General features: G+C 67.6%; 17 protein-coding genes. 16 read left to right on the top strand and 1 reads right to left on the bottom strand.

Annotated features, from left to right (window positions below; all coding sequences use genetic code 11):
- Positions 1–7: 7 nt before the first annotated feature.
- From eccA to ACFXHE_RS35760, 16 genes are all read left to right on the top strand, one after another.
- Positions 8–1,768, top strand: coding sequence for a type VII secretion AAA-ATPase EccA (gene eccA / locus ACFXHE_RS35835; RefSeq protein WP_379389104.1), 1,761 nt, complete (start codon positions 8–10; stop codon positions 1,766–1,768).
- Between the two features lie 26 nt (positions 1,769–1,794).
- Entirely contained in the window at positions 1,795–3,351 is a 1,557-nt protein-coding gene (eccB, locus tag ACFXHE_RS35830) for a type VII secretion protein EccB (protein ID WP_379389103.1), read from the top strand.
- Positions 3,348–7,343 (top strand): type VII secretion protein EccCa, encoded by a 3,996-nt coding sequence (gene eccCa / locus ACFXHE_RS35825; RefSeq protein ID WP_379389102.1) that lies wholly within the window; start codon positions 3,348–3,350, stop codon positions 7,341–7,343. Before eccB ends, eccCa begins: the two co-directional genes overlap by 4 nt.
- A gap of 161 nt (positions 7,344–7,504) precedes the next feature.
- Complete coding sequence (locus ACFXHE_RS35820; protein WP_379389101.1) at positions 7,505–7,798, top strand: hypothetical protein; 294 nt, start codon at positions 7,505–7,507, stop codon at positions 7,796–7,798.
- A gap of 44 nt (positions 7,799–7,842) precedes the next feature.
- Positions 7,843–9,240 (top strand): PPE domain-containing protein, encoded by a 1,398-nt coding sequence (locus tag ACFXHE_RS35815; RefSeq protein WP_379389100.1) that lies wholly within the window; start codon positions 7,843–7,845, stop codon positions 9,238–9,240.
- 72 nt (positions 9,241–9,312) lie between these two features.
- A complete protein-coding gene (locus ACFXHE_RS35810; RefSeq protein WP_379389099.1) occupies positions 9,313–9,651 on the top strand; it encodes a WXG100 family type VII secretion target in 339 nt (112 codons plus the stop codon).
- Positions 9,652–9,671: 20 nt separating this feature from the next.
- Positions 9,672–9,968, top strand: coding sequence for a WXG100 family type VII secretion target (locus ACFXHE_RS35805; RefSeq protein ID WP_379389098.1), 297 nt, complete (start codon positions 9,672–9,674; stop codon positions 9,966–9,968).
- A gap of 60 nt (positions 9,969–10,028) precedes the next feature.
- Positions 10,029–10,856: an ESX secretion-associated protein EspG gene (locus ACFXHE_RS35800; RefSeq protein ID WP_379389097.1), complete on the top strand. Its 828-nt coding sequence runs from the start codon at positions 10,029–10,031 to the stop codon at positions 10,854–10,856.
- A gap of 35 nt (positions 10,857–10,891) precedes the next feature.
- A complete protein-coding gene (locus tag ACFXHE_RS35795; protein ID WP_379389096.1) occupies positions 10,892–12,706 on the top strand; it encodes an AAA family ATPase in 1,815 nt (604 codons plus the stop codon).
- On the top strand, positions 12,703–14,226 hold the full coding sequence (eccD, locus tag ACFXHE_RS35790) for a type VII secretion integral membrane protein EccD (protein ID WP_379389095.1): 1,524 nt from the start codon (positions 12,703–12,705) through the stop codon (positions 14,224–14,226). The genes ACFXHE_RS35795 and eccD overlap by 4 nt, the downstream gene beginning before the upstream one ends.
- On the top strand, positions 14,226–15,584 hold the full coding sequence (gene mycP / locus ACFXHE_RS35785; protein ID WP_379389094.1) for a type VII secretion-associated serine protease mycosin: 1,359 nt from the start codon (positions 14,226–14,228) through the stop codon (positions 15,582–15,584). Before eccD ends, mycP begins: the two co-directional genes overlap by 1 nt.
- Positions 15,581–17,293, top strand: a complete 1,713-nt coding sequence (gene eccE, locus ACFXHE_RS35780) for a type VII secretion protein EccE (protein WP_379389093.1) — start codon at positions 15,581–15,583, stop codon at positions 17,291–17,293. The genes mycP and eccE overlap by 4 nt, the downstream gene beginning before the upstream one ends.
- A gap of 23 nt (positions 17,294–17,316) precedes the next feature.
- The gene (locus ACFXHE_RS35775; RefSeq protein WP_379389092.1) at positions 17,317–17,667 is read left to right on the top strand and encodes a helix-turn-helix domain-containing protein; all 351 of its coding nucleotides are present in this window, start codon (positions 17,317–17,319) and stop codon (positions 17,665–17,667) included.
- 79 nt (positions 17,668–17,746) lie between these two features.
- Positions 17,747–18,778 carry a hypothetical protein gene (locus ACFXHE_RS35770; RefSeq protein ID WP_379389091.1) on the top strand — a complete coding sequence of 344 codons (1,032 nt, stop codon included), beginning with the start codon at positions 17,747–17,749 and terminating at the stop codon, positions 18,776–18,778.
- A gap of 110 nt (positions 18,779–18,888) precedes the next feature.
- The gene (locus tag ACFXHE_RS35765) at positions 18,889–19,479 is read left to right on the top strand and encodes a hypothetical protein (RefSeq protein WP_379389090.1); all 591 of its coding nucleotides are present in this window, start codon (positions 18,889–18,891) and stop codon (positions 19,477–19,479) included.
- A gap of 151 nt (positions 19,480–19,630) precedes the next feature.
- Positions 19,631–24,457 carry an NAD-glutamate dehydrogenase gene (locus ACFXHE_RS35760; RefSeq protein ID WP_379389089.1) on the top strand — a complete coding sequence of 1,609 codons (4,827 nt, stop codon included), beginning with the start codon at positions 19,631–19,633 and terminating at the stop codon, positions 24,455–24,457.
- A gap of 97 nt (positions 24,458–24,554) precedes the next feature.
- On the opposite strand, the gene ACFXHE_RS35755 is transcribed toward ACFXHE_RS35760, so the two are convergent.
- Entirely contained in the window at positions 24,555–25,589 is a 1,035-nt protein-coding gene (locus tag ACFXHE_RS35755) for an SPFH domain-containing protein (protein WP_379389088.1), read from the bottom strand.
- Positions 25,590–25,656: the final 67 nt, after the last annotated feature.

Genomic DNA, 25,656 nt, shown 5'->3' with positions numbered 1-25,656 from the left:
GTCTGAGTTGTCAGCGGCCGAGGACGCGTTCTACACCGGAGTTCAAAGTCTCGGGATCGTCGGAGGCGGTGTACGCAATGACGTACACGCGCTGGCCGCGTTCCGGGCGGCAACCGACCTCGACCCCGACGCGTGTGATGCTTGGCTGGGGCGGGCCATGGCCGGTGAAGTCACCGGTGAAGTCATCTACGGCGCATATCGATCCGTTCACAATCTCTACCGGGACCAGCAGCGTGCGGGTCTGTCCGACCGATCTCTGTGGTGCCAGATCGAGATCGGTGTCTACGGCCTGCGGATCGCCATGGCCGACCGCGATCAGATCGCCATCGCCCAGGCGTGTCAGTACGCCGACGGTGGCGAATGGGACGAGGCCATGATCATCCTCGACCAGCTCCCGCATGACAGCGTCGCGCAGTTCACCAGGCTGTCCATATACTTCAGAACCCAGCGGTGGCTCGACGTCATCGCGGCCCGCGCGGCGAACCCGCTGATCGAGGACGGACTGCTCGACATCGCGGCCGAACTCATGACCGCGCAGGCGCTGGCGCAGCTCGGCCGGTTCGGTGAGGCGCTGCCGCGCGCCCAGCGCATCGTGGAGGACAGCGCCTCCGGGAGCCTGTCGTTCATCTGGGCCGACGCACATTTTCTGCTCGGGATGGTGTTGCGCCACAACGGTGATCACGACGCGGCCGATCGAATCCTGAAGGGACTTCCGGGTTCCTCACTGTGGTCGCAGCGCCCGCAGTGGCAGCGAGCCGTCGCGGACAAGTCCTACCGCCTCCAGATCACCAGTGCCGCGATGATCGAAACCCGCACCGATCGCTGGGATCCCCGGTCCGGCGACGACCCGGCCGAGCTGGCGGCGACCGCGGCCCGTTCCGAACGCGAGACGCTGGTGACCGAGGCCTCGGATCTGCTGCGGGCGCAGATCGGGATGGACTCGGTCAAGGAGCAGATCGACCGGCTCAAATCCGGTGTGCTCATGGACCAGGTCCGCGTCAAGCGCGGGCTCACCGTCGACTCCCGCTCCCACCACCTGATCTTCTCCGGCCCGCCCGGCACCGGTAAGACCACCATCGCGCGGGTCATCGCGAAAATCTTCGCCGGTCTGGGCGTTGTCGAGAACGCCGAGGTGATCGAGGCGTCCCGCAACGACATGGTCGGCACACATCTGGGCCACACCGCACCCAAGACGAACGCGCTGATCGATTCCGCGCTCGGTGGTGTGCTGTTCATCGATGAGGCGTACACCCTCATCCAGGAGGGCCTGTCCGGCGGCGATGCCTTCGGCAAGGAGGCCGTCGACACCCTGCTCGCCCGCATGGAGAACGACCGCGACAAGCTCGTCGTCGTCATCGCCGGATACGAGGACCAGATCGACCGCTTCCTGGCCTCCAATGACGGTCTCGCCTCGCGATTCACCAAACGCATCCGGTTCTCGAGCTATGACCCCGACGAACTGGTGCAGATCGCCGATCATATTGCGCACAACAAGGATTCGATCCTCGCGCCGGAAGCGCGGGAGGCCCTGCGGCGCCGATGCGAGCACCTGTCCGAGGCGACGCGCAACGGTCGCAGCCTCATCGACCTGGCGGGTAACGGCCGTTTCGTGCGCAATGTGGTCGAATCCGCGGAATCCGAACGCGACTACCGGTTCACCCGCGAGCACGTCGATGTCGCGCGTATGTCCGATGAAGAACTGATGACCATCTCCGTGGACGACATCACCGCGGCCCTCGAAGGATTGGCGCCGACCGCGACGGTCTGACGCCCGCCACGGAAGGAACGAACACGGTGGCGCGCTTCCGCGTGGTGACCAAGTACCAGATCTCGGGCTGGCGCTTTCTGTTTCGCCGCATCGAACACGCGTTGGTCCGGCGCGACGTGTCGATGATCGACGACCCCCAGCGCGGCCGGGTCACGGCGTTGTCGGTCGGCATCGCGCTCGCTTGCGTGGTCGTCGCGGGGTCGGCTGTACTGGCCTTCTTCAAGCCGGCGCGACCGGTCGGCAATGCCCATGTCATCGCCGATCGCGATAGCGGCGCGCTCTTCGTGCATGTAGGTGAGCGGCTGTATCCGGCCTTGAACCTGACCTCGGCCCGCTTGATCGTCGGTGCGCCCGAGAACCCGGTGCAAGTGTCCGGGAGCGAGCTCGCCAAGTACCCGCGGGGCCCGATCGTCGGCATCCCGGGCGCGCCCGGGAGCATCGCCGAAACCGGAAATCGCTCCTCGAACTGGGCGGTCTGCGACAGCACCAGCGTGGGCGCGGGTGCCACGGTCGACCCGGCCACCGGACTGCCGACGATCAGCCGGTCACCGGTGCGGACGTTCGTCCTCGGGAGCCCGCTGAGTTCCGACGGCGACACCACGCGGCTGCTGGCCGTCGGTGAGGCGCGGCTGTTCCGTGAGGGAATCACCACCTGGCTCGTGTACACCGGCCACGACCACACCGCCGTGCGGTCGGCCATCGATCTCGCCGACTCGGCCGTCACTCTCGCCCTCGGCATCGATGCGACCGCTCCGGTGGCACCCGCGTCCAAGGGGCTGCTCGGCGCGATCCCCGAAGCGCCGCCGCTGCGCGTACCCGACGTACCGGGATCCGACCAAACAGTCACTCTCGCTTCGGGTTCGACCGTTCCGGTCGGCTCGGTCCTCACCACAACGGCCGTCGACCGCGGCACGCTGTACTACCTGGTGTCGCAGTCCGGCTTCGTGCAGATCACCCCGGTCCTGGCGGCGATGTTCCGCAACGCGAACTCGCACGGCGCGATCTCGACGACCTCGGTCGGACCCGATGTCATCGCGGCCAATCTGCGGGCCGGCGGCTGGCCCGGTACCGCGGACTATCCGACCGCGCAAGTGCGTCTCATCGACCCACAACGGGATTCGGTCACCTGCTATCACTGGTCCCGCGCCGAGACCGACTCGACCGCGGCCACCGAACTACTCATCGGACGCCAATTGCCGCTCACCACCGAGGAACTCAACCGCTCCGTTCCACTGGTCACGGCCGCCGGATCGCGCGGAACCACCGCCGATGCCGCGTATATGCCGCGGGACACCGGCCGTTTCATCCGGGTAACCGGATCCGAACCGACCTCGCCCCTGCGCGAGGCCCTGTTCTGGATATCCGACAGTGGTATCCGCTACGGCGTCGACGCACAACTCAACGGCAACAGGACGGACCCCACCTTGACCGCGCTGGCGCTGCACGATCCGATCACCGCGCCGTGGAGCATCGTCTCGCTCTTCGCGGTCGGACCCACCCTGTCGCAGAAGGACGCGCGAATCCAGCACGACGGCATCGCCTCGGACAAGGCGGCCTCGGCGCTGCCGGGAGGACAACCGTGACCAGTACCCGCCGGTTCGTGCGGCCCGCCAGAGCGATTCGGGGCCCGAAGGCGCCGGCGGTCACCGAGCTGCGGCTGCAGCCGCCGAGCGAGCTGCCCAAACCTGTTCCGCCGTCCCGGATCCGGATGATCATGCCGGTCGTCATGGTGGCCGGGATGGTCGGCATGATGGTCATGACCTTCCGCGGTGGCGGCAACCTCTCACCGACCTCGCTGTTCTTTCCCCTGATGATGCTCGTCTCGGTGTTCGGCATGGCCGGTGGCACATTCGGCGGCGGGCAGGGCGGTGCCGCCGCACTCAACGAGGAACGCAAGGACTACCTGCGCAGCATCGCCGAGCATCGCAGAGCGGTCCTCACCTCCGAGGCGGAGCTGCACGGCTACCTGCAGTACACCCATCCCGGACCGGCCGGGATCGCGCGATTGGTCGGCGGGCCGCGCATGTGGGAGGTACAGGTCGCCAGCCAGCAGTTCCTGCGGGTGCGGGTGGGTCTGGGCCGGATCGCCAACCAGGTGCGGGTGATCGTCCCGGAGGCGGCGCCGCTGGCCGACCTCGACCCGGTCGGCGTGGTCGAGGTGACCCGCTTCGCCAAGGCCTACTCGACGGTCGGCGGCATGCCCGTCGCGATCAATCTGCTCTCCACCCCCGAGGTCGGATTGGACGGCGACACCGCCGCCGTCGCCGCCTTGGCACGGGCGATGGTCGCGGAAGTCGTTGTGCTGCACGGCCCGGACCAGGTCGGCGTGGCCGCGGTCCTGCCCGATCCCGATGCTCCCGAGTGGGGGTGGCTGAAATGGCTGCCCCACGCGCAGCACCCCTCCGAGACCGACGCGATCGGCTCGAGCCGAATGGTGTATCGCAGTGTCGCCGAGCTCCGGATGAAGGTCCTGGCGGGACTGAACCGGGGCCCGTTCTCGGCCAACAGCCAACCCTCTATGGACCGTAAGCATTTCCTGCTGATCGTCGCCGTCGGTGGTCCCGCCAACGACCGTGACATCTCCGGCATCGACGGCTGCACCTGGCTGCGGCTCAGTGCCACCGAAGCGCCGCTGGCACGCGCCCTGCGTTTCACGGTCGACGCCGACCGCTCGCTGTACGAACTGACCGCGCGCGGCAAGCGCCAGGTGGGCGACGCCGATGCCCTGCCCGTGCCCAGCATGACCGCCCTGGCGCGCGCGATCTCGCCCTACCGGCTCTCGACCGTCGTCGAGGTGGTCGCCGCTGAGCAGGCGGGTGGCACCTCGTGGGAGGACCTGGTCGGTATCACCGATCCCGGCGACATCCGCACCGCCCGCACCTGGGTCGCCCGGCGTGACGCCGACCGCTCCCGGCTCAATATTCCCTTCGGCTACGACCCGGTCGGTGCGGTCGTGCACCTCGACATCAAGGAATCCGCCGAGGACGGTATGGGCCCGCACGGCATGTGCATCGGCGCCACCGGTTCGGGCAAGTCGGAATTCCTTCGCACCCTGGTCCTTTCGGCGGTGACAACGCATTCACCCGACGTGCTGAACCTGCTGCTCGTCGATTTCAAGGGCGGCGCGACCTTCCTCGGCTTCGACCGCCTCTCCCACGTCACCGCCGTCGTCACCAATATGGAGGAGGAAGCCGATCTCGTCACCCGTATGGAGGACGTGATCAACGGCGAAATGACACGCCGGCAGCGGGTTCTGCGTGACGCGGGAAACTTCGCCAGCGTCGCCGATTACGAGCGAGCCCGGGAGCAGGGCGCCCAGCTCGAACCGCTGCCCACCCTGCTGATCATCCTCGACGAATTCGCCGAACTGCTCGAACAGCATCCCAATTTCGCGAAACTGTTCGCCGCCATCGGCCGCCTGGGCCGCTCGCTGCGCATCCACCTGTTGCTGGCCTCGCAGAAGGTGCCCGCCAGCCGCATGGGCGAGCTCGAAGCGCACCTGTCGTATCGAATCGCCCTGCGCACCAACCAGACCAGCGATTCCCGCGATGCCATCGGCACCGCCGACGCCTACCACCTGCCCAAGAAGCCCGGTGCGGGCTACCTGCGGGTCGGCGCGGGAGACCTGCAACGCTTCCAGGCCGCCTACGTCGGCGCGAACTACACCGCACCGGCCCAGGCCGGCGCCGTCGGCGCGCAACGCGCCCGGCGCGGCGGCGGCTATCGACCGCCGCGGGCGTTCACCGCGGCCGCCATCCAGGATCAGCGACGCCCCGCACCCGAACCGGAGATCGTCGCGCCCGTCGCGCCCGAGACCGAACCGGTGACGATCATGGAGACCGTGCTGCAGCAGCTGGCCGGTCACGGTCGGCAGGCCCATCGAATGTGGTTGCCGCCCTTGAACGTTCCGCAGACCCTCGACGTGCTGGTGCGCTCGGTACAACCGGGCAGCCTGCGCGTCCCCATGGCGGTCATCGACCAGCCGCGCCTGCAACGCCAGGACGTGTGGTCGGTGGATCTGGCGGGTGCGGGCGGGCACATGGCCATCGTCGGCGGCCCGCAGTCGGGCAAGTCGACGGCGCTGCAGACCCTGGTCATGGCGACGGCGCTGACCCATACGCCGGAGCAGGCGCAGTTCTATTGCCTCGACTTCTCCGGCGGTCTGTCCGGATTGAGAAATCTGCCGCACGTCGGCTCGGTCGCGGCCGCCCGCGACGGCGATCGGGTCCGACGCACCTTCGCTCTGCTCAACGCCCTGCTGGCCCGGCGTCAGGCGATGTTCGCCGAACTGGGGATCGACTCGATGCGGGAATTCCGCCGCCGCCGTTCGGTTCCCCATGAATCCGCCCAGCTCGACGCGCACGGAGACCACCACGGCGACGTCTTCCTGGTGGTCGACGGTTGGGACATCGGATTCGCCACGAGCGGCCCCTACTACGACGACTACCATCCGAGCGTGGAAGCGCTTGCGCTGCAGGGCCTCGGCTATGGCATCCACCTGATCATCAGCAGTTCGCGCTGGATGGCCGTGCGGCCCGCGATCAAGGACCAGATCCAGACCCGCCTCGAGATGCGTCTCGGCGACCTCACCGACACGGTGTTCTCCGCACACCGGCAGATGGTCGCCGCCATCCCACCCAACCGACCCGGCCGCTGTATGTCGGCCGAAGCCCTGCACATGCTGACCGCGCTGCCGCGCATCGACGGCGTGGGCGACGCCGAATCGGTCGCGGCCGGGACGAATGCCGCGATCGAGGCGTTGCGTGGTCGATACGCGGGCCGGCAGGCGCCCGCGGTGCGGCTGCTGCCCGCCCGGATCACCCACGACGAGGTGGCCGCGCTGGGGCGGCCGCCGGCCACCTTCGCCGAACGCCTGGTGCTGCCGTTCGGTATCCGCGAGTCCGATCTGGCTCCCGCCACCGTCGATTTCGGCGTCTCGAACCATCTGATCGTGCTGGGCTCCTCCGGATGCGGAAAGTCCACGGTCATCGGGGGCCTGCTGGAATCCATCCGGCGGCGCTTCACACCCGCCCAGGCCCGCGTGCTGCTCGTCGATTACCGCCGCCAGCACATGGACGCGCTGCCCGCGGAAATGCTGCTGGGATACCTGACCAGTGAGCGGGACCTGCTCGCAGAACTGCCCGGATTCGCGCAGACCATGGGCACCCGGCGCGCGCCCGACCAGGTGACAACCCAGCAGTTGCGGGAGCGCTCCTGGTGGAACGGCCCGGAGATCTTCGTGGTCATCGACGACTACCACATGGTCGCGCAACGCGGGCAGGGCAATCCCTTGGATCCGCTCAAGAGCCTCATCATCGATGCTCGCGATACCGGCCTGCACATCATCGCCGCCCGCAATATCGCGCAAGCCGACATGGCGCTCTACGACAGTGTGCTGGGCCAGATCAAGAACGTGAATTCACCCGGGTTCATCATGGACGGCTCCAAATTGGACGGCACCCTCATCGGCGACATGAAGGCCACGAAACAGCCGGTGGGACGCGGATATCTGGTCGAGCCACTGCATTCCAGGCGTGATCTCGTGCAGGCATCGGTGGGCCCGGACCAGCAATGACGTCCGCCCTACCCGGTCCGAGGGGAGTCGAAACCACTAGAGCCTTCCCGTCATTGGGAATGAAATAGCGTTACGCGCAACGTCGCTCGAATCGAGCCGACAAATCCGTCGTGAGGAGACGATTCATGTCTTTCCGAGTCCTTCCCGACCAGCTCAGGTCCGTGAGCGCCCAGCAGGCAACCCAACAGACCGCACTGTCGCAGATCGTCGCCGCGGCGAAGGCGCCCGCCGCCGCGGTGTCTCCCGCCGCGGTGTCTGCCGTGGGCGGCGACCTCGTCACACAGACCATATGGCAGATGCTGAGAATTCAGCGCGACACCATCTTCGATGACACCGAGACGGCCAACACGAACTGGGGTCAGGGGTCGGAAGCGATGATCGTCGCGAGTTGCAGTTACGAAATGACCGATTCCGTCGGTGCGGCCGCGGTCCAGGCGGCGGGCGTCAACGTCTGATCCCCTGATTCGGTTTCGCCGTCCGAGCGGTCGGAGTTACGCCCATGTGGCCTCTTTTCTACGCCTCCTTCGCCCATCTGCCGCCGGAGGAGAATGCCCGGCGGGTGCTCTCGGCACCGGGCCCGGAGTTTCTGGGATTCTCCTCCGACGCATACACCGTGCTCGCGACCGCGCTCTACGCGGCAGCCTCGGCGTCCTATGCCGACACCGATGCGACGAGGGTGCACTGGACCGGACCCGCCGGAGACGTCGCGTACCAGGCGTTAAGTCAATTTTCGGGCTGGCTGCACGGTCAGGCTGAAAACGCCACGCGCAGCGCGAAGGTGATCGCTGAGGTGCAGGCCGCGGCCACGGCCGCGAAGGCGGCCATGGTGGAAGTGATGGCGATATACGTTCCGCTTGCGGCGAAGACGGCCGTGGACGTGGGGCTCTCGATAGCCCACCCCGCCGCGGGCTTGCCGCTAGTGGCCGATGATGAGAAAAACTACCTTCTTCTGCAGGCCGAAGCGGCAGCGGTGATGAACGCTTACGCGACGGCCGCGGGCTTGGCGTTGAACACGCTTCCGGTCTCCACCGCGCCGCCGCTCATCGCCAAGTCACCTACCGCCATTATGGAGGGCGGGGTTTCGCCGATCGGATCCGGTGATCCGCTCGGGTTGCCGGGCACCGCTGGCGGACGCGTCCACCGTGGCGGCACCAGCCCCGTCGGTACCGGTGGCGGTCCGGTGTCCGGTCCCGGCGGATCCTCTCCGGTCTCCGGACAGCCGAGTGGCGGTCAGCCCGTAGGTGGTCAGCCTGGCGGTGGCCAGCCCGTGGGTGGTCAGCCTGGCGGTGGCCAACCCGTAGATGGTCAGCCCAGCGGTGGCCAACCTATAGGTGGCCAACCGAGCGGCGGTGAGCCGGGATCCGGGCTGCCCGATCCTCAGCAGCCGAGTTCGGAGTGGCAGGCCCCGGATACGCGTTCCGACTCGCTCCCGAACTTCGGCGACGGCACCGCCGGGCTCGATGATCAGGGCCTCTACGGCGTCTCCCCGTACTCGCCGACCCTGGCCGGTCTGCTGGGCGTCGGTCCCGGCAGCACCGTGACTCCCGCCATGACCGCCGGATCCGTGGTTTCGCCCCAGCTCCGGGTGCCCACCGCGTGGCGACCCGCCACCACACAGACTTTCGGCGCCGGGACGGGAAGCCCTGCCCCGCAGCCGATCTCGCCGCGGCAGCCGCCGCGAGGGGCGAGCGCGCCCGAAGCGCAGCGCCGGCGCGACCGTAAGGACGAGCGGAAGCGCTCGACGACCTTTGTGGCCGGCGACGGTATCGAGGCGCCCGCGGCCGACCTCCCGTATCTCATCGAATACGAGACCGCCGACACCGAACCCATATCCGAATCGGAGAAAGTGCTCGCGCTCGGCCTGCTGGACCAGGACCTACATTCGACGACCGAATGACAGGTCTGATGAATACGTACCCGGAGAATCGGCCGGGACGAAACTGTCGACTCGATAGGAAAGGATTCGCAAATGGCTTTGTTGGCTACACCCGAACAAATGAGGGCTATCGCCAAGAGTTCGGGTGAGGATCACACGGCGCTGATTTCCGAGATCAGCCAGCTCGAAACGGCTCAGAGCGACTTCATGTCAAGTTTCCAGGGAGAAGCGGGTGACGCTGCCGTCCAGGCGCTGGCCCAGACCATCGAAACCGCGAAAAGCACAGCCAAGGATCTCGAGCAGATCATCGAACACCTGGACCAGGCCGGTTACAAGATCGGTGCGGTCGATCAGACGGGCCTGGACGAACTCAAGCGCCACGGCGGCGTCGACAATCTGGCGCCTTCCAAGGTAGACCTCTCCGCGATCTGAATTCAGAAAGGAATATGGAAATGTCCGGCAAGCATATCTTTGTAGATAAAGCCAAACTAGCGGCAGCAGTCGCCGAGGTCCATTCGGTTGTCAACCGTATGCAGAACACCTCCGCTGCGCTGCGAGATCTCAAGACGAACCTCTTGGGCTCCGGATTCGAGGGCGATAGTTCGTCGGGATACACCACCCGAATGAATAAATTCGATTCCGACTCGACCGAGCTTCAGGGTGAACTGGCCACATTGAACCAGACCATCGACAATGCGGCACAAGCCCTACTCCAGCAGGACGCCGCGTCGGGTGCTGCCTTCGCGTAATACGCAGTCGTTTTCGGTCGAAATTTGACGAGGCTGCAGCGGCAACTATTCGGTGAAATATTGAACAACGATCCCACCGCGATCGACCTGAACGTCGATGCCGCGCTGCTCCTGCAGGATATGGCCGGCATCGACTCCTATCCCGATGTACTCGCGCTGATGCCCAACGTGTTCCGTATCGAGGACCTCGACCGCGTCCGCGCGGTGGTCTTCGACCAGCTCACCCGGGCGGGCATCATCGAGGACGGCCTGGTCCACCCGGCGGTCGAGCACTGGTTGCGGTGCCTGTACCGGCCGGACGTGGAACTGGTGGCACGCGTTGCGGAGACGGAGTTGCACAGCGGCCCCCGGGGCATGCTGCGCTTCTCCCTCGTGCGCAGCGGCGAGACCCACGTGCTCGCGCTGCGCTACGACGACCACGTCGTCATCCAGCCGATCTTTCCCCAGGACAACCGGCTGGATGCCGTGACGGGCGCACTGCTCACCGTCCTGGGACCGCTGCCCGAGGCGCGTTTCGACCCGTTGCGGGTGGCCGCGGATCGGTTCGACACAGTCCCGGTCGATCCGGTCGAAAGACGTTCGGCCCTGATCGAATTGGGCGCGTCGCCGCGCAGCGCGGGCGTGCTCGGCGCGGCGTTCGGCACCGTGGTGCGGCGCGCCGAGGTGTACATGCTCGAACACCACTACGGGGATGTCCCGCTACCGGAGCTGTGCGTGCAGGTGCTGGACACCCAGTCCGGGCGCGTCGTCGTGGTGCCACAGCGGGCGCTCGACGGACAGGTCCGGTTGAGCGTGCTGCCCGGTGACACGGCCAACCTCACCGCGGCGGTCCGCGCACTGCTCGATCTGCTGCCCGGCGGCAGCTGGTTCGACCACAGCCGGGAGTGAGTGCCCCTCAAGGATTTTCGAGGAGGATGAGGGAGATGAACCGAGCACCGAGCACCAACGGTGATACGGCCGGGTCGGTGCGGCCACGAGGTGGCTACGACGTGTTCTTCGTCGAACCCTCGGCCGAGAGCGACGCCTCCGCCAGGAGCTGGCGCGATACCGTGACCGGTCGCGCCCACCGGCCGCCGCCGGAGCCGGCGCCGGTCGAAGAGCCCGCCGCGCCGCCGGAGCCGCCGGAGTCCGCGCCGCCGTCGGAGTCCCCGGAGTCCGTGCCTCCGTCGCCGCAACCTCCCGCTCCGTCGGAGCCGGTGTCGCCGCCGGAACCCGAAACCCCGCCTGCACCAGGCCCTCTCACGGACCGAGTGCCGCCCGGCCGCGCCCAGAGCCCGGACCCGTCGCCTGCCCCGCAGCCTCGCCCCGCTGCCTCCGCCCCGCTGTTCGCGGGTCCGTTCGGTTCGCCGGAAGGTCCCGTCGCGCCGTCCGCGGGTCGGGTCGGGCGGCCGGAGAACCCGCTACCGCAGCCCGCCTCACCGTTCATGTCTCCACCTGTGCGGCAGGACAATCCCGCTCCGTCGCCCGATGTGTCGTTCACAGCACCCGGTGGGCGGCAGGAGAACCCGATCGCACCGCCGGTCATGCCCGCTCAGCCCGGCCCCGCAGCGCTCGGACACCAGGGTCGGCCGGTGGCCGCCTATCCCGGGGCCGATCCGGCAGGACCGGCCAATGTCTACCTCCCGCCGCGCCCGCGGCCGCAGTACGGGCCGCCGCCCGTTCCGGGGGCCCGCACCGATCTCGTTGTCCGGCAACCGAATCAGCAATCCGGCCCGGCCGCCCCCACGTTCGGCGAGCTGGCTCCGACCGGCCCGGAGCGCGCGGCGGGCCTGTCGATCGCGCTGACCCCGGCCGAACTGCTCGAACAGCTCACCGCGGATCGTTCGGCGCATCTGCGGTCGACCACCGGCATGCGCGGAGCCCTGAACAAGGTGGGGTTCAATCTCGGTCTGTCGCCGGGCGAAGTGCGGACCGAGGAACGGCGTGCCCGGATCCGCCGTCAGCTCACGAGCGCCTATCAGATCGCGGTGGTCAATGTGAAGGGCGGCGTGGGCCGCACGACCACCGTCGCCGGGCTGGGTTCGATCTTCGCGGCCTTCCGCCCGGATCGGGTCGTCGCGGTGGACGCGAACCCGGATTTCGGTGACCTGTCCGGTCGTACCGGACGGCATCAGTACGGTCTGACGTTGCGCGATCTGGTCCAGTCCCGCGGTCTCGATTCGTTCGCCGCGGTCCAATCCTTCACCACGATCAATAATGCGGACCTGTCGGTGGTGGCCTCGCCGTGGTCCTCGACTGCCATCGAGTCGCTGTCGGGGCGTGAGTATCTCGCCGCCGCGGATGTGCTGCGGCGGCACTTCAACCTGATGCTGATCGACTGCGGCACCGGCCTTCTCGACACCGCCACCGCGGGCGTCCTGCAAACCAGCCACGCGATCGTGCTGGCTACTCCGGCCACGGTCCGGGGCGTCACCGGTGCCGTGGCCACCCTCGAGTGGCTCGATTCGCACGGTATGCACCGCCTGGCGGCCGAGTCGATCATCGCCATCACCCACCAGTATCCGATGAAACCGACGGTCGCGATCGAGCGGATCGAGGAACTCTTCGCCGCCGCGCACCGTCCTTCCGTGGTGATCCCGTACGACGACCATCTCGCCGAGGGCGGCGAGATCGATCTTCGCCTGCTCCAGAAGGAGACCCTCTTGGCCTTCGAGGAACTCGCGGCCACGCTCGCCGATGGCTTTCCGAGTCACATGACCGGTGGCATCGTCCACGCCGATCGAGGTGGTCGGCCGTGAGCACCGCATTCGCCCCGGCGCCGAGCGCCGCCGGGGCCGGGGCCCCAGCCGAGGTCGCGCTGGCCCGGGTCGCGATCATGGTCGCCACCTACCAGGTGGATGTCGTGGTGCCGACGAAATTCAGTATCGAGACCTTCATCGAGGATCTGCTCGCCGTCCTGGCCGGCGTGATCGACGACGAGACGGTCGATTTCACGCCGCAGACCGGGCAGTGGACGCTGGCGCGCCCGGGGCAGACGCCGATCCCGCGCTGGCGTACCCTCGCCGACCACGAGATCACCGACGGCGCGCTGCTCATGCTCGCCACCGTCGAATCCTCGGAGCTGTTCGAGCCGGTCGTCGAGGACATCACCGACGCGCTCGCGCTGACCAACGAGCGGGAATTCGCGGAATTCGATACGCGGACCGCGACATTGACGAGTCTGGCCGCGTTCGGCGGCGCCGCCACGGCCGTCGCGGCGATGCTGGTGTGGTCGTGGACCCGCACCGCGTCGCCGGTGTGGTGCACCGCGCCCGCGCTCGTCCTCGCGGCGAGCAGCTGGCTCGCGGCCATCCTCGCGCCGCGCCGAAACTGTTCGGCCCCAACCTGTATCGGGCTGGCCCTGTCCGCGCTGCCCCTGATATTCGCAGCGGCCGCGATGATCGTTCCGCGACCGTACGGCGAACCCGGATTCTTCACGTCCGCGAACATCGCCGCCGGCTCCGCGCTCACCGCCGTCGCGGCCGGCTCGCTGTTGCGCTCGATCCGGGGCGGGACGACCGTCCTGGCCGCGGCGGCGGTCTCGAGCCTGGTCTGCGCGGTCATCACCGGCGCGATGACCTATTTCGACCTTTCCGTACGTCAGGCGGCGGGTGGCGGCGCTCTCATCGGGCTGATCCTGCTGTCCGCGGCGCCACGGCTGGCGGTCGTGGCCGCCCGTATCCGCCCGCCGGACCTGCCCGATCCCGGGCGCGAGGTCGAACAGGCCACCCTGACCGACATCTTCGACGCCGAATCGGCCGGCAACGACGAATCCGAGGACGAGGAGGCCCAACGCCGCCGCTACCGCACCGGCGTCGAAGCGCGCGCCCGTCTGGCGGTGACCACCTTGCGCGGGCTGATCATCGCGACCGTGGTCGTCCTGGCCTGCTCGATCATCGCCGCCGTCTCCGCGAGCCCCGGCGGGGTACGCGAAATCGTGCTGGCCGCAGCGGTTTCCGGCCTGCTGCTGATGCGGCCGCGCTGGTACCCCGATCGAGTTCAGGCGATCATGCTGGTCGTCGGCGCGGTCGTCGTCCAGATCGGCGTCGGGTTCGTGCTGACCGCCGCCTACACCACCGCCCCGGCGCGAGCGGTCGTCGTGCTGGTCGCCACCGCGGTCGCGGTGGCCGGATGTTTCGCCGGCACCCGGCTGCCCGGGGTGCGGCTGTCTCCGGTGGTGCGCAGGATCATCGACCTGATCGAATACGCGCTCATCCTCGCGGTGCCGGTTCTCGCCTGCTGGATCATGGGCATCTACACCGCGGTCCGGGGGATCTGATGGGTGCCCGCCACGGTGTGGCAATGCTGGCGGCCATCCTCGCGGCCGTGCTGGCGGGGGGTCCGGCCGCGGCCGTGCAGCCCCCGGTCGCGGTGGTCGGTGCGCCGCCGCCGGACGACGCACCCGGGCCCGAGTTTCCGATGAAGCAGGACAAGGGCTGCCTCGGCGTCGGTGTCCTGCCCGACACCGACGTCTCCCAGAGCCCGCCGGCGGACCACGCCCTGGACCTGCCGAGAGCGCGCGCGCTCACCCGCGGCGCGGGCGTCACGGTCGCGGTGCTCGATACCGGTGTCAGCCCCAATTCGCGGCTGCCGAATGTGGTCGGTGGCGGTGACTATCTGCAATCGGGTGGTGACGGCTTGTCCGATTGTGATGCGCACGGGACGTTGATCGCGGGAATCATCGGTGCGACCGCCGCTACCGGCGACGGATTCCTCGGCGTCGCGCCCGACGCGCGGATCATCTCCATCCGTTACCGATCCGGGGCTTTCAGCGCCGACGGCGTGTTGAACCTCGATGCCGCGGCGCAGGCCGGCGTCGACCTCAGAAGACTCGCGCGCGCCATCACGCACGCCGCCGACCTCGGTGCCGACGTGATCACGGTGGCGCTGCCCCTGTGCCTGCCGGTCGGTCTCGGTGTCGATCAGTCGCCGTTGGCGGCGGCGATCGGCTATGCCGTTCACCTCAAGGGCGCGCTCATCGTCGCGGGTGCCGGCGCCACCTCGGCAGGGGGATGTGAGCAGAACCCCGACATCGACCCCGGGCGGCCCAACGACCCGCGCAACTGGGACGGGGTCAAGACGCTCGCCGCGCCGGGCTGCTTCGCCAACGATGTGCTGACGGTCGGCTTCACCAGCGTCGCCGGGGATCCGATGGGTGAATCCCTGGCCGGGCCGTGGGTGTCGATCGCCGCGCCGGGCACGGGCATCGAATCGGTGGGCCCGGGCGGTGGAGGTCTCATCAACGGGGTCGGCGCGTCCGACAAACTGGTCCCCGTCGGCGGCGCGTCGTTCGCGGCCGCGTATGTCAGCGGGACCGCCGCGCTGCTGCGTTCCCGATACCCCAACGAGTCACCGGGGCAGATCTCCGCACGCTTGCAGGCCGCCGCTCACGCGCCCGCACGCGGTGTGAACAATATCGTCGGCGCCGGCCTGGTGGATCCGCTGGCGGCCTTGAGCTTTCGTATACCCCCACAGTCACCGACCGGCCCCTACGGTGCGATACCCCTGGTGCTGCCCGCACCGCCGCGCCCCGCGGATGGGAAGCCGGGTGCCGTCGCGGCGGTTGTCCTGCTGATATCCACGCTGCTCGGATCGGGAATTATTTTCGGGCACAACGTGATGCGGAGGAAGCGGTGAGCGGGCCGCAGATCCGGCTCGGCGGCATCGACCGTGGACCGTTCGCGGTTCTGGTGGTGGGCGGTGCTCCGCTCGCGGCTGTGCTGCTCGGGCGGGTTCCCTGGTGGGGTCTCGCGTTGACCGCGTCGTTCTCGGTCGCGATGGTGGTCGTGCGGGTCGGTGAGCGAACGCCGGTGCGATGGTGCCTCGACTGGGGCCGATTCCGCGTGGGCAGGGCGTCCCGAGCCCGGGAACTCAACGCGCCCACCGACATCCGTGACTTCGAAACCACCAACGGAATCTGTGGCATCCAATTCGGCGATGCGATCCTGGTCGCGATGATCCAGCTCGCCCCCGATCTGGACCTGCCCACCGTCATCGCCGATCAGACGGTGTACACCGAAGACAAGGTCGCGGTGAACGCGCTGCTGCCGATGCTCGAGCAGTACGGTATCGAATTCGACATCGACATCGTCACCACCGGCCGCCGGGCCCGCGCGTCCAGCGGCTACAGCATGCTCTACGACCAGCTCATCGGTTCCCAGCCGGTCGTGGGGGACCGGTTGACCTGGCTCGTCGTGCGAATGGACCAGGAACGCAACCTGGCTCGGCTGACCCGGCGCGGGAGCTGTGCGGCGGCGGCCCCCCGCGCCCTGGCCGCCGCGGCGTACCGGATCGCCACCCGGCTGCGGGTATACGGTGTCGCCGCCCACGTGCTGCCCGCCGCCGCGATGCGCGACGCCCTGCGGATGCTGCACGCCGGAGTCGAATTGTCGGATCTGCGGGAAACCTGGACTCGACTCGAATCGAGCAATCCCGGTCGCGGTGTCAGTAGTTTCGCCGTCGATTGGAGCCGACTGGGCGCCGGCGGACTCGACGACTGCTGGAGTTGGGATCGAGGCCGGACGACCGTGGTGATCTCCTTGTCGGGCCGGACCGCCGGCCCGCGCGGTCTCGTGCGGTTCATCGGTCCCGCGGTCGACGAGGCCCCACCCGTCTTCCTGCGTCCGCTGGTCGGCCGCCAGTCGGCCGCGCTGCTGGCCACCCTGCCCAGCACGGCGTCGGCCCGAGACCTGCCGACCGCGCCCGGTCTGGATACCGCCCCTGCGGATGTGTTGTCCCAGTTGGCCGTACCCATCGGCCCCAACGGGCAGATCCTGGGGGTCATCAGCGGACAGCCCATGCATACCTTCGCGCTACCGCTGTTCGATCCGACCCGCTACAACCCGCAACGCCGCAGCGTCGATATCCGCGCGGAATTGCCTGTCGCCCAGCAGATCATCCTGCGGGCCGTGGTCGTGGGCGCGGATGTGGTGGTCCACTCCGCCCGCCCGGAGCGGTGGCGGCAACTGGTCGCGGCGGTCGGTGACCCGGACTCGCTGCGGTTGGTGCCGGGCCCCGGCGAGGCGAGTGAAGACGTCGCCGTCGCGCCGACCGCGACCATCGCGGTGTACGACCAGTTGCCGCCCGGGCGTTCCGACGCCCCGACCACGTTGACGATCAACGAGCCCGGCGAGCCTCGAAGCCGGGGCGTCGACCTCGCGATCGAACAGGTCGACGCGCACACCGTCGACATCGGTATCCCGATGCGGACCGTCCGAGTCGATCTCATCGAGCCTCGCGGCGAAACCCGCTACTTTGAACCGATCAACACCGCGGCCGTCAATGGCGAAAGACACCGGCCGCCATCGTTACCCGCGCCGCCTTCGGTTCCGACGGTAGGGTTTTGAGCTCAGCTAGAGAGGGGACGGTAATGTCTGCGAATGTGGTAGCCGATTCCGAGCCGTACAGCGATCAGGTCCAATCGCTCGGCGGCGGAGACGAACTCACGCCACGCCAGGCGGCGGCCGCCATATTCTCCCGGCGCTTGTCGGCCTTGATCTCGGAGTCGATGGTCTCGACCGAAGACGGAGCGACTCGCTCGCTGACCCTCTACTCCCTGGCCCAGCATCTCGAGCTGGCCTATCCGGATGTTCCCGTTTCGCAATCAGGTCTCTATCGGCTCATCCATGGAGACGCGATTCCCCGATTGGATCTGATCATCGCACTGGCCCGGGTATTCGATGTTCCCCCGGACTATTTCGTAACCGGCGAAAGAAAGTAGCGAGTACCGCGACCTCCGGTTCCCATCGTGGGGAATACGAAGCATCGATATTCGTGGACACCCGGATACGATTCCGATCGTGCCCGACGAGGATCCGGGGGATGGCTTTCTCCGTAACAGAGCAGCGGTCCTGGACGCGCTGCTCGCCGATCCGGCGCTGGGGCGATCGGCCCCACCCGAAGCCGAACAATCGTTCATTGGAACGGATTTCGGCCTCGAACCGGACGTCGGCCTCGAGTTCGTCACCCCGAACTCCGCGTCCGCCGCGCCACCGCCCGCCGGGGCGGGTTCGAGCGGCCCGAAGGCCAGCGAGCGCATCCTGGCACTGCTCAATGGCGGGGCCGGTGCGGAATCCGGCGGTCTCGATCTCTCGGGCAGACTGTCCTCGCGCGCCTCGAAGGAATCCGCTCCGGAGCCCGACACCCCGGCCGAACCCGAGACATCGCGACCACCGGTCACGCCACTGGCCGAGCGCGCGCGAGACCTGCTCGCCGTCGTGCGAAACCCCAAGGCGGCGTTGGTCATCGGCGCCGCGGTCATCATGGTGGTCATCCTTGCCATGGTGATGACGACCGGTGACCAGGGCTCGGAGCAGAAATCCGCAGAGGCCCCGGTGACGCCGAGCCCCGTTCCGGCTACCACGCAAACCAGTGTCACGCCGACCGCTCCGCCGGGCGCCACGATCCAGGTCAAGTCCGCGGTATCGCACTGCCCGCCCGGCGGGACCCCGGGTATGGACGCCTTCGCCGGTCCCGGCAAAGCCTGGTCCTGTTCCCGGGCCCACCGGGTCGACGGGCAGGTCCTCAGCATCGACCTGGGCGGTTCCTACGCGGTCGAGTCGATCGGAGTGGTACCCGGATGGGACGCCATCGGCGCGGACGGTACCGATCAGTGGACGAAATACCGTACCGCCAGCCGAGTTTCGTATCGGTTCGACGATGCCGGTGCCACCACCTACACCCAGCAGACCCTCGATCAGCGTGGTTCGGTGGTCACCAGGATGAATCCACCGGTGAACGCGGCGAAGATCGTCCTCACCGTCTTGCAGTCCAAAGGTGATCCGGCGCAGAACATCACGGCCCTCTCATCGATTGTGATCACCGGACATTGAGCGCTCTTCATTCTCTGTGCGCGTACTGCCAGCACCGCAATTCCGATGCGGGATCGACATGTTCGCACTGCGGCGCCCCACTGGAGCCTGCCGCGCATCCGGGATCATCATTGCCGGGTGAAGTGCTCGCCGGAGCCGAGAAGACGGCGGTCGCCGTGGGAAAGGCCGTCGCCAAGGTGGGCAAGGTGGCCGTTACCGGCACCGAGCACGCGGCTCGGCCGCTGCTCGCGCGGTTCAGCACTGCTCTCGGCGGACTGATCGTGCTGGCCGTGCTCGCGTTCGTGGTGCTGCGATGGTTACCCGGATTGCCAGGCCTGCCGTCACTGGGCACGGCCGATCCGGTCGACTCGCTGCCCGCGACGCTGCGGGCGGCGGTCTCGTGCCCGGGCAGTGCCTCGATCAACGCCGATCAGTGCGTGATTCCCGCTCGCGCCTCGTTGCTGGCGGGCGGACTCAGCGGCGGTCGTGACCTGACCCTGAGCATTCGAGTGGTCGAGCAGGACAAACTCGGTGACGACATTCGCCGGTGGCGTGCCGCCGGGCCGTCGATCCGTTCCGACAGCGCGGTGTTCGCCGCGATCGGTCCACGCTTCGTCGTCTGGTACGCCGACGTGCGCAGTGGTTTGCGTATCGAGACGGCGGCTTTCAACGATCAGTCGGCCGCTCGGACCTTCCTGCAACGGGCGGGGCTGTCCGGATGACGCGGGTCGACATCACAAGCTGCTCCTGATCCGGCGTGGTCGCCCAGAACGCGCCGGTTTGCTACATTGAATAATGTGCCGCTATTTAACGGTACGTTAAATAGGTTCTCTGACTGTTGGATACGGCTCAGATCTCGGGAAGGTGCGGGCGATGGCGACAACCACGCTGCAGACGATCACATTGCAACGACTCCGCGAGGATCCCAAGGCCTTCGAGGCCGTCTACTACCGCTGGACCCAGCCCGGGGCGATGACGCCGGCGGTCAGTACGCGAGCGAGCCGGATCTTCGAGTGCCACCTGGAGCTGGCGACCCTGCGCCGACCGGGCGCGGCGACGCTGCGGGTCTACCGGCCGGACGACCCCACCGGGCTGGGACCGGCCATCCAGATCGTCAACGACGATATGCCACACCTGGTCGAATCGGTGTCGTCCATGCTGCGGCGGGCCGGTGTCGCGGTGACCGGTATCGTCCACCCGATCATCGACGCGCTTCGAGACAACCGAGGAGTGTTGCGCGCCATCGCTCCCTCGCGCAGCGCCCAGCCGAGCCCCGGTGACCATACCGTCGCGGAATCATGGATCCACATACAACTGGCGGAATCCGTTGGCGCCGAGCAACTCCGCCACATCGAGCAGGCGCTCCCGCAGTTGCTGGCCACGCTGCGCAGCATCGCCGGCGATACCCCGGCGATGACGACCACACTGCTCGCCGTTGCCGCCGCCCTCGGACGCCGCGCCGGACCGGACTCCGAATCCGCGGACAATGCCAATCTGCTCAACTGGCTCGCCGACGGTCGTTTCACGCTGCTCGGATACGGCTATCACGCCATCGATCCCGATCATGAACTCGAAGCCGGGAGCTCCGACCCGGTCGCGACGACGGAGCTGCGGCCGACCGCGGGCCTGGGAATCCTGCACCAACGCCTCGACGCCGAGATCGACATTCCGCTGTCCGGTCCCCGCCGGCCGGTGTTGCGCCTGTCCAACATCTCGCTGGATCCGATGCTGCCGGGCGCGGCAGATGGGTACGTCGTCACGGTGTCCGATTTCGGAGATACCCTGCGGGGCGAGCACATCTTCATCGGGTCCTTCACCGTCACGGGCCAGCACGAGAACATCCTTGACATCCCCGTCATCTCGCGCCGCATTCGCCAGGTGATCGAGTGGGCCGGATTCGGAGCGAACTCCTTCTCCGGCCAGGCCATGCTCCAAACGCTGCAGACGCTGCCGCGGGCCGAACTGTTCTGTGCCGACACCCGCCGACTGTTCGAAACCGTCTCCGCGATCATGGATCTCGGTCCGCGCCGACAGGTACGGCTGTTCCTGCGGCAGGACGCGCGCAGCACGGCACTCTACTGCCTGGTCTACCTTCCGCGCGATCGCTATTCCACCGATGTCCGACTCCGCATGCGCGACATCCTCCGGGACGAGTTCGACGCCGAACAGATCGATTACTCCGCGCGCGCCAGCGAATCCGAACTCGCTGTCGTCTACTTCACGGTTCACCGCCGCGCGGACGCCGCGCCGGTCGACACTTCCGCGGCCAATCTCGAGCGGGTCCAGGACCTGCTGTTCGCCACGACCCGGACCTGGGCCGACCTGCTGATCACCCAGGCCGCTGTCACCCGCGCCGTTCCGGGCGAACTGGCCAGGGACTACGCGGCCGCGTTCCCTGCCACCTATCAGCAGGAATTCACGCCCGCGCGGGCACTGGCCGATCTGTGGCGGCTGGATCGCCTCGACGACGGCACGATCGACACCGACCTGCACCGGGAGGCCGACGCCCCGGACGGCGAGTGGCGATTCACTCTCTATGTCCATGGCGAGGGGATTTCGCTGAGCCGGATTCTGCCGATACTGCACAGCGTCGGTGCGGAGGTCGTCGACGAACGCCCCTACCCGCTGACGCTGCCCGACGGCACCCGCCGATGGATCTACGACTTCGGATTGCGCATCCCCTCCGCACCGGCGACGGCATCGCGGTCGGAGGAGACCCAGGCGCGGACACTCTTCGCGCACGCCGTCGAGGCAATGTGGTTCGGCCGCGCGGAAGTCGACTCACTCAACGAACTCGTCCTGAGCGCCGGACTGAACTGGCGCGAGATCTCGGTCCTGCGCGCCTATGCGAAATACCTACAGCAAGCGGGATTCTCGTACTCCTTCGCAAGTATCAGCAAGGTTCTCCTGAGCCAACCGGCCACCGCCTCGGCGTTCGTGGAGTTCTTCACCACCCGTTGCGAGCCCACCGACACCGCCATCGAGGACGCCCGCACGCTCGACGAGCGGCTCCTCGCCGACATCGAATCGGTGGTCGGTCTCGATACCGACCGCATCCTGCGCGCGATCCATGGGCTGATCCGTGCGACCCTGCGCACCAACTACTTCCGAGTCGACGAGACCGGCGGTCCGCGTGAATTCCTGTCGTTCAAGTTCGACCCTCGCGCGATCGCCGAATTGCCCAAGCCCCGACCGCAATTCGAGATCTGGGTCTACTCCCCGCGGGTGGAGGGCGTGCACCTGCGCTTCGGTCCGGTCGCACGCGGTGGCCTGCGCTGGTCGGACCGGCTGGAGGACTTCCGCACCGAAATCCTGGGCCTGGCGAAGGCACAGGCGGTGAAGAACGCGGTCATCGTGCCGGTCGGCGCGAAGGGCGGTTTCGTGGTCAAGAACCCACCCGCCGCCACCGCCGACCCGGTCGCCGACCGCCAGGCCTTGCAGGCCGAAGGAATCGCCTGCTACCGCACCTTCATCTCCGGCCTGCTCGACATCACCGACAACATCGATCGGATCACCGGTGAGGTCATCCCGCCGCCGCACGTCCACCGCCGCGATGGCGATGACACCTATCTGGTGGTGGCCGCCGACAAGGGGACCGCGACGTTCTCCGATATCGCCAATGATGTTGCCCAGTCCTATGGTTTCTGGCTCGGGGACGCCTTCGCCTCGGGTGGTTCGGTGGGCTATGACCACAAGGCGATGGGTATCACCGCCAAGGGTGCGTGGGAGTCGGTGAAGCGGCATTTCGCCGAGATGGACATCGACACCCAGTCCCAGGACTTCACGGTGGTCGGTATCGGTGACATGTCCGGTGACGTGTTCGGCAACGGCATGCTGCTGTCCCGGCATATCCGTCTGGTCGCGGCGTTCGACCACCGCCATATCTTCCTGGACCCGAATCCGGACGCGGCAACGTCTTTCGCCGAGCGCGAGCGCATGTTCGCCCTGCCGCGTTCGTCGTGGGTGGACTACGACCGGTCTCTGATCAGCGCGGGCGGTGGCGTCTATGACCGCACAGTCAAGTCGATCCCGGTCAGCGACCAGGTGCGCGAGGTGCTGGGCCTGGCAGCCGACATCACCGCGCTGTCCCCACCGGAGATGATCCGCGCCATCCTGAAATCCCCGGTGCAGTTGTTGTGGAACGGCGGCATCGGCACCTACATCAAGGCTTCCACCGAGACCAATGCCGATGCCGGCGACAAATCCAACGACACGGTGCGCGTGAACGCGAACGAGTTGCGGCTGAAGGTGATCGGAGAGGGCGGCAACCTCGGCCTGACACCGCTGGCCCGTACCGAGTTCTCGCGCCACGGCGGCAAGTGCAACACCGATGCCCTCGACAACTCCGCGGGTGTGGAGTGCTCCGATCACGAAGTCAACATCAAGGTGCTGCTCGACAGGGTGGTCGCCGAAGGAAACCTGTCGATCGCGGAGCGCAATGCGTTCCTCGCCTCGATGACCGACGAGGTCGCCGAACATGTCCTGCGCGACAACGTCTCCCAGAACTTCCGCCTCGGTCTTTCCCGCGCACACGCCCCGGCGATGGCGGCCGTCCACCGTCGCCTGATCGCCGATCTCGAGGACCGGCACGGCCTCGACCGCGGCCTCGAGGCGCTTCCCACCGAGGCGGAACTGGACCGGAGGATCGCCGCGGGAACCGGGCTGACCTCCGCTGAACTGGCGAATCTCCTTGCGCACGTGAAGCTGTCACTCAAGCAAGAACTGCTGGCCGGGCAGTTGCCCGACAACCCCGCATTCGCGTCGGTGTTGCCGCACTACTTCCCCGCGCCACTGCGCGAACGATTCGGCAGCGCGATGCGCCACCACCCGCTGCGTCGCGAGATCGTCGCCACGACGGTCGTCAACCGCGTCGTCGACTACGGTGGCACCACATTCGTGTTCCGCCTCGTCGAGGAGATGGGCGTGACCGTGGACGACGCCGTGCGCGCGTTCACGGCGGTGACCGGGATCTTCGATCTCCACGAACTGTGGCTGCGCATCCGGACCACTCCGATGCCCACCGCGGTCCGCGACGAACTCGAACTGGAGACCAAACGAACCCTCGACCGCGCGTGCCGATGGCTGCTGACGAATCGTCCACAGCCCATCGCGATCGGCACCGATATCGCCCGCTACCGGCACGGCGTCCGAGTCATGAACACAGTGGCACCCGAGTGGCGGCGCGGAGTCATCAGCGACGAGCTGCTCGCCCGGGCCGGTGCTGCCATCGACCGTGGCGGCCCGCGCGATCTGGTCGAGCAGGTCTATCTGCTGATCCACCGATTCCCACTGCTCGATATCGTCGATATCGCCGAGGTGGCCGAACGCGAACAGCGTGAAGTTGTCGCCCTGTACTACCACCTCGAGCGGCGATTCGATTTTCAACGCCTGCTCGATGCGGTCGTCCGCCTCGAGCGCAGCGACCGCTGGCACACACTCGCACGGCTCGCGGTCCGGGACGATCTCTACGATTCGCTGAAATCGCTCACACTCGACGTGCTGCGAGTGACCGCGCCCGCTGACACGGTCGCGGAGAAGATTCTGTTCTGGGAATCGCTCAACAGCTCACGACTGGCCCGCGCCCGAGTGGCCCTGGACGAGATATTCGCCGCCGGGACAATGGATCTGGCTACTCTCTCGGTCGCGGCACGACAGGTGCGCAGCCTGGCCGGTGGCGTCGAACCGACCGCTCTGGTCTGAGCGATGGGGCCGGGCTTCGAGCCCGGCCCCACCGTGCGGTGTGTGTTCGACCGGCCACCACGGAAACCCCGGACACCACGGAAACCGTTGCCGCCGTTCAGGTGGCGGGGGCCCCGCAGAGACCACAGAAGTTCGCGTGTTGGGGGAGTTCCGCCGCACACCGGCCGCACCGCCGAACCTGCTGAAGGTCGAGGCCGCAGTGCGTACAGAACCGGGCGGCCGGGGAATGGGATGCACCGCAGGCCGCGCAGACCGATTCGGCGGCTGCGGCAATCGGCGCCGGTGCGGCCGGTGGCGCGGTGTGGTGGTGCAGCGCGTTCATGCCCAGTGCCGCACCCAGAAACCCCGTGTCCCCGACGCCGCGAGCCAATCCCTGGCCGGCCCCCAGTGCGAGCTCGCCGGCGGCATACCGCTGGAAGTCCCCGGCCAGCCGCACGTAGGTGGTGTCCTTCGCCAGGCGCTTGAGCCGTTCCGCGTCCTCGGGAGCGACGGTAATGTCGAAGTTGCCCAGCCGTGGAACCCGCAGCCCGAACTCGTAGAGCTGCAGATTCGCCGGTCGCAGCACCGCCTCCTCGATGTCGCCCAGATGCGCGGACAGGCCGAGGATGGGCCAATCGCCTCGCGATACCCCTTGCGTCACTGCGATTTTCATGACTTTGAGCAGCTGTTCGGCACACCAGGCGGGGGTGGCCGCCGGGTCGGTCGGAGTCGCGGTGCCGGTCACAGCAGTGATCAACTGAGCGGGATCCCGCACCGACAGCGCGAATTCGCCGAACGAGCGCAGCGTCACCACCTGCGCGCTGACCGGATCCAGGACATCCGACAGCCGCCCCCCGAACTTGACCCGGGAAAACTCCTTGGTGGAAACGAAGTACAGCTCCGCCCGGTAGTAATTGCCTCCGGTCAAGGTGTCGATCAGTGCGCCGAGAACGGGCAGTTCCTCGGCGTCGATGCGGTGCCGTCCGGGACCGAGGGTGGCGAGAACACGGCCGGTTCGGACGAACACGGCGACCTCGTCGGCATTGATGATGACGCGCGAGAAGCGGCGGATATTGACATCCGGCCACTTGAAGACCAACTGGTTCTTATTTTGTTCGGGTACCGCGATGAACTCGCGCTCGAACCATGCCATCCGGCTACTCCATCGGTATCTGACCCACTGAGCGTATCGATAATCAGCGGCTCACTCAATCCGATTC

The organism is Nocardia sp. NPDC059229, assembly GCF_042754165.1.
In the GTDB taxonomy this organism is placed as follows: Bacteria; Actinomycetota; Actinomycetes; order Mycobacteriales; family Mycobacteriaceae; genus Nocardia.
The sequence above is the reverse complement of the archived record's forward strand: the minus strand, read 5'-3'. Positions and strand labels throughout refer to the sequence as shown.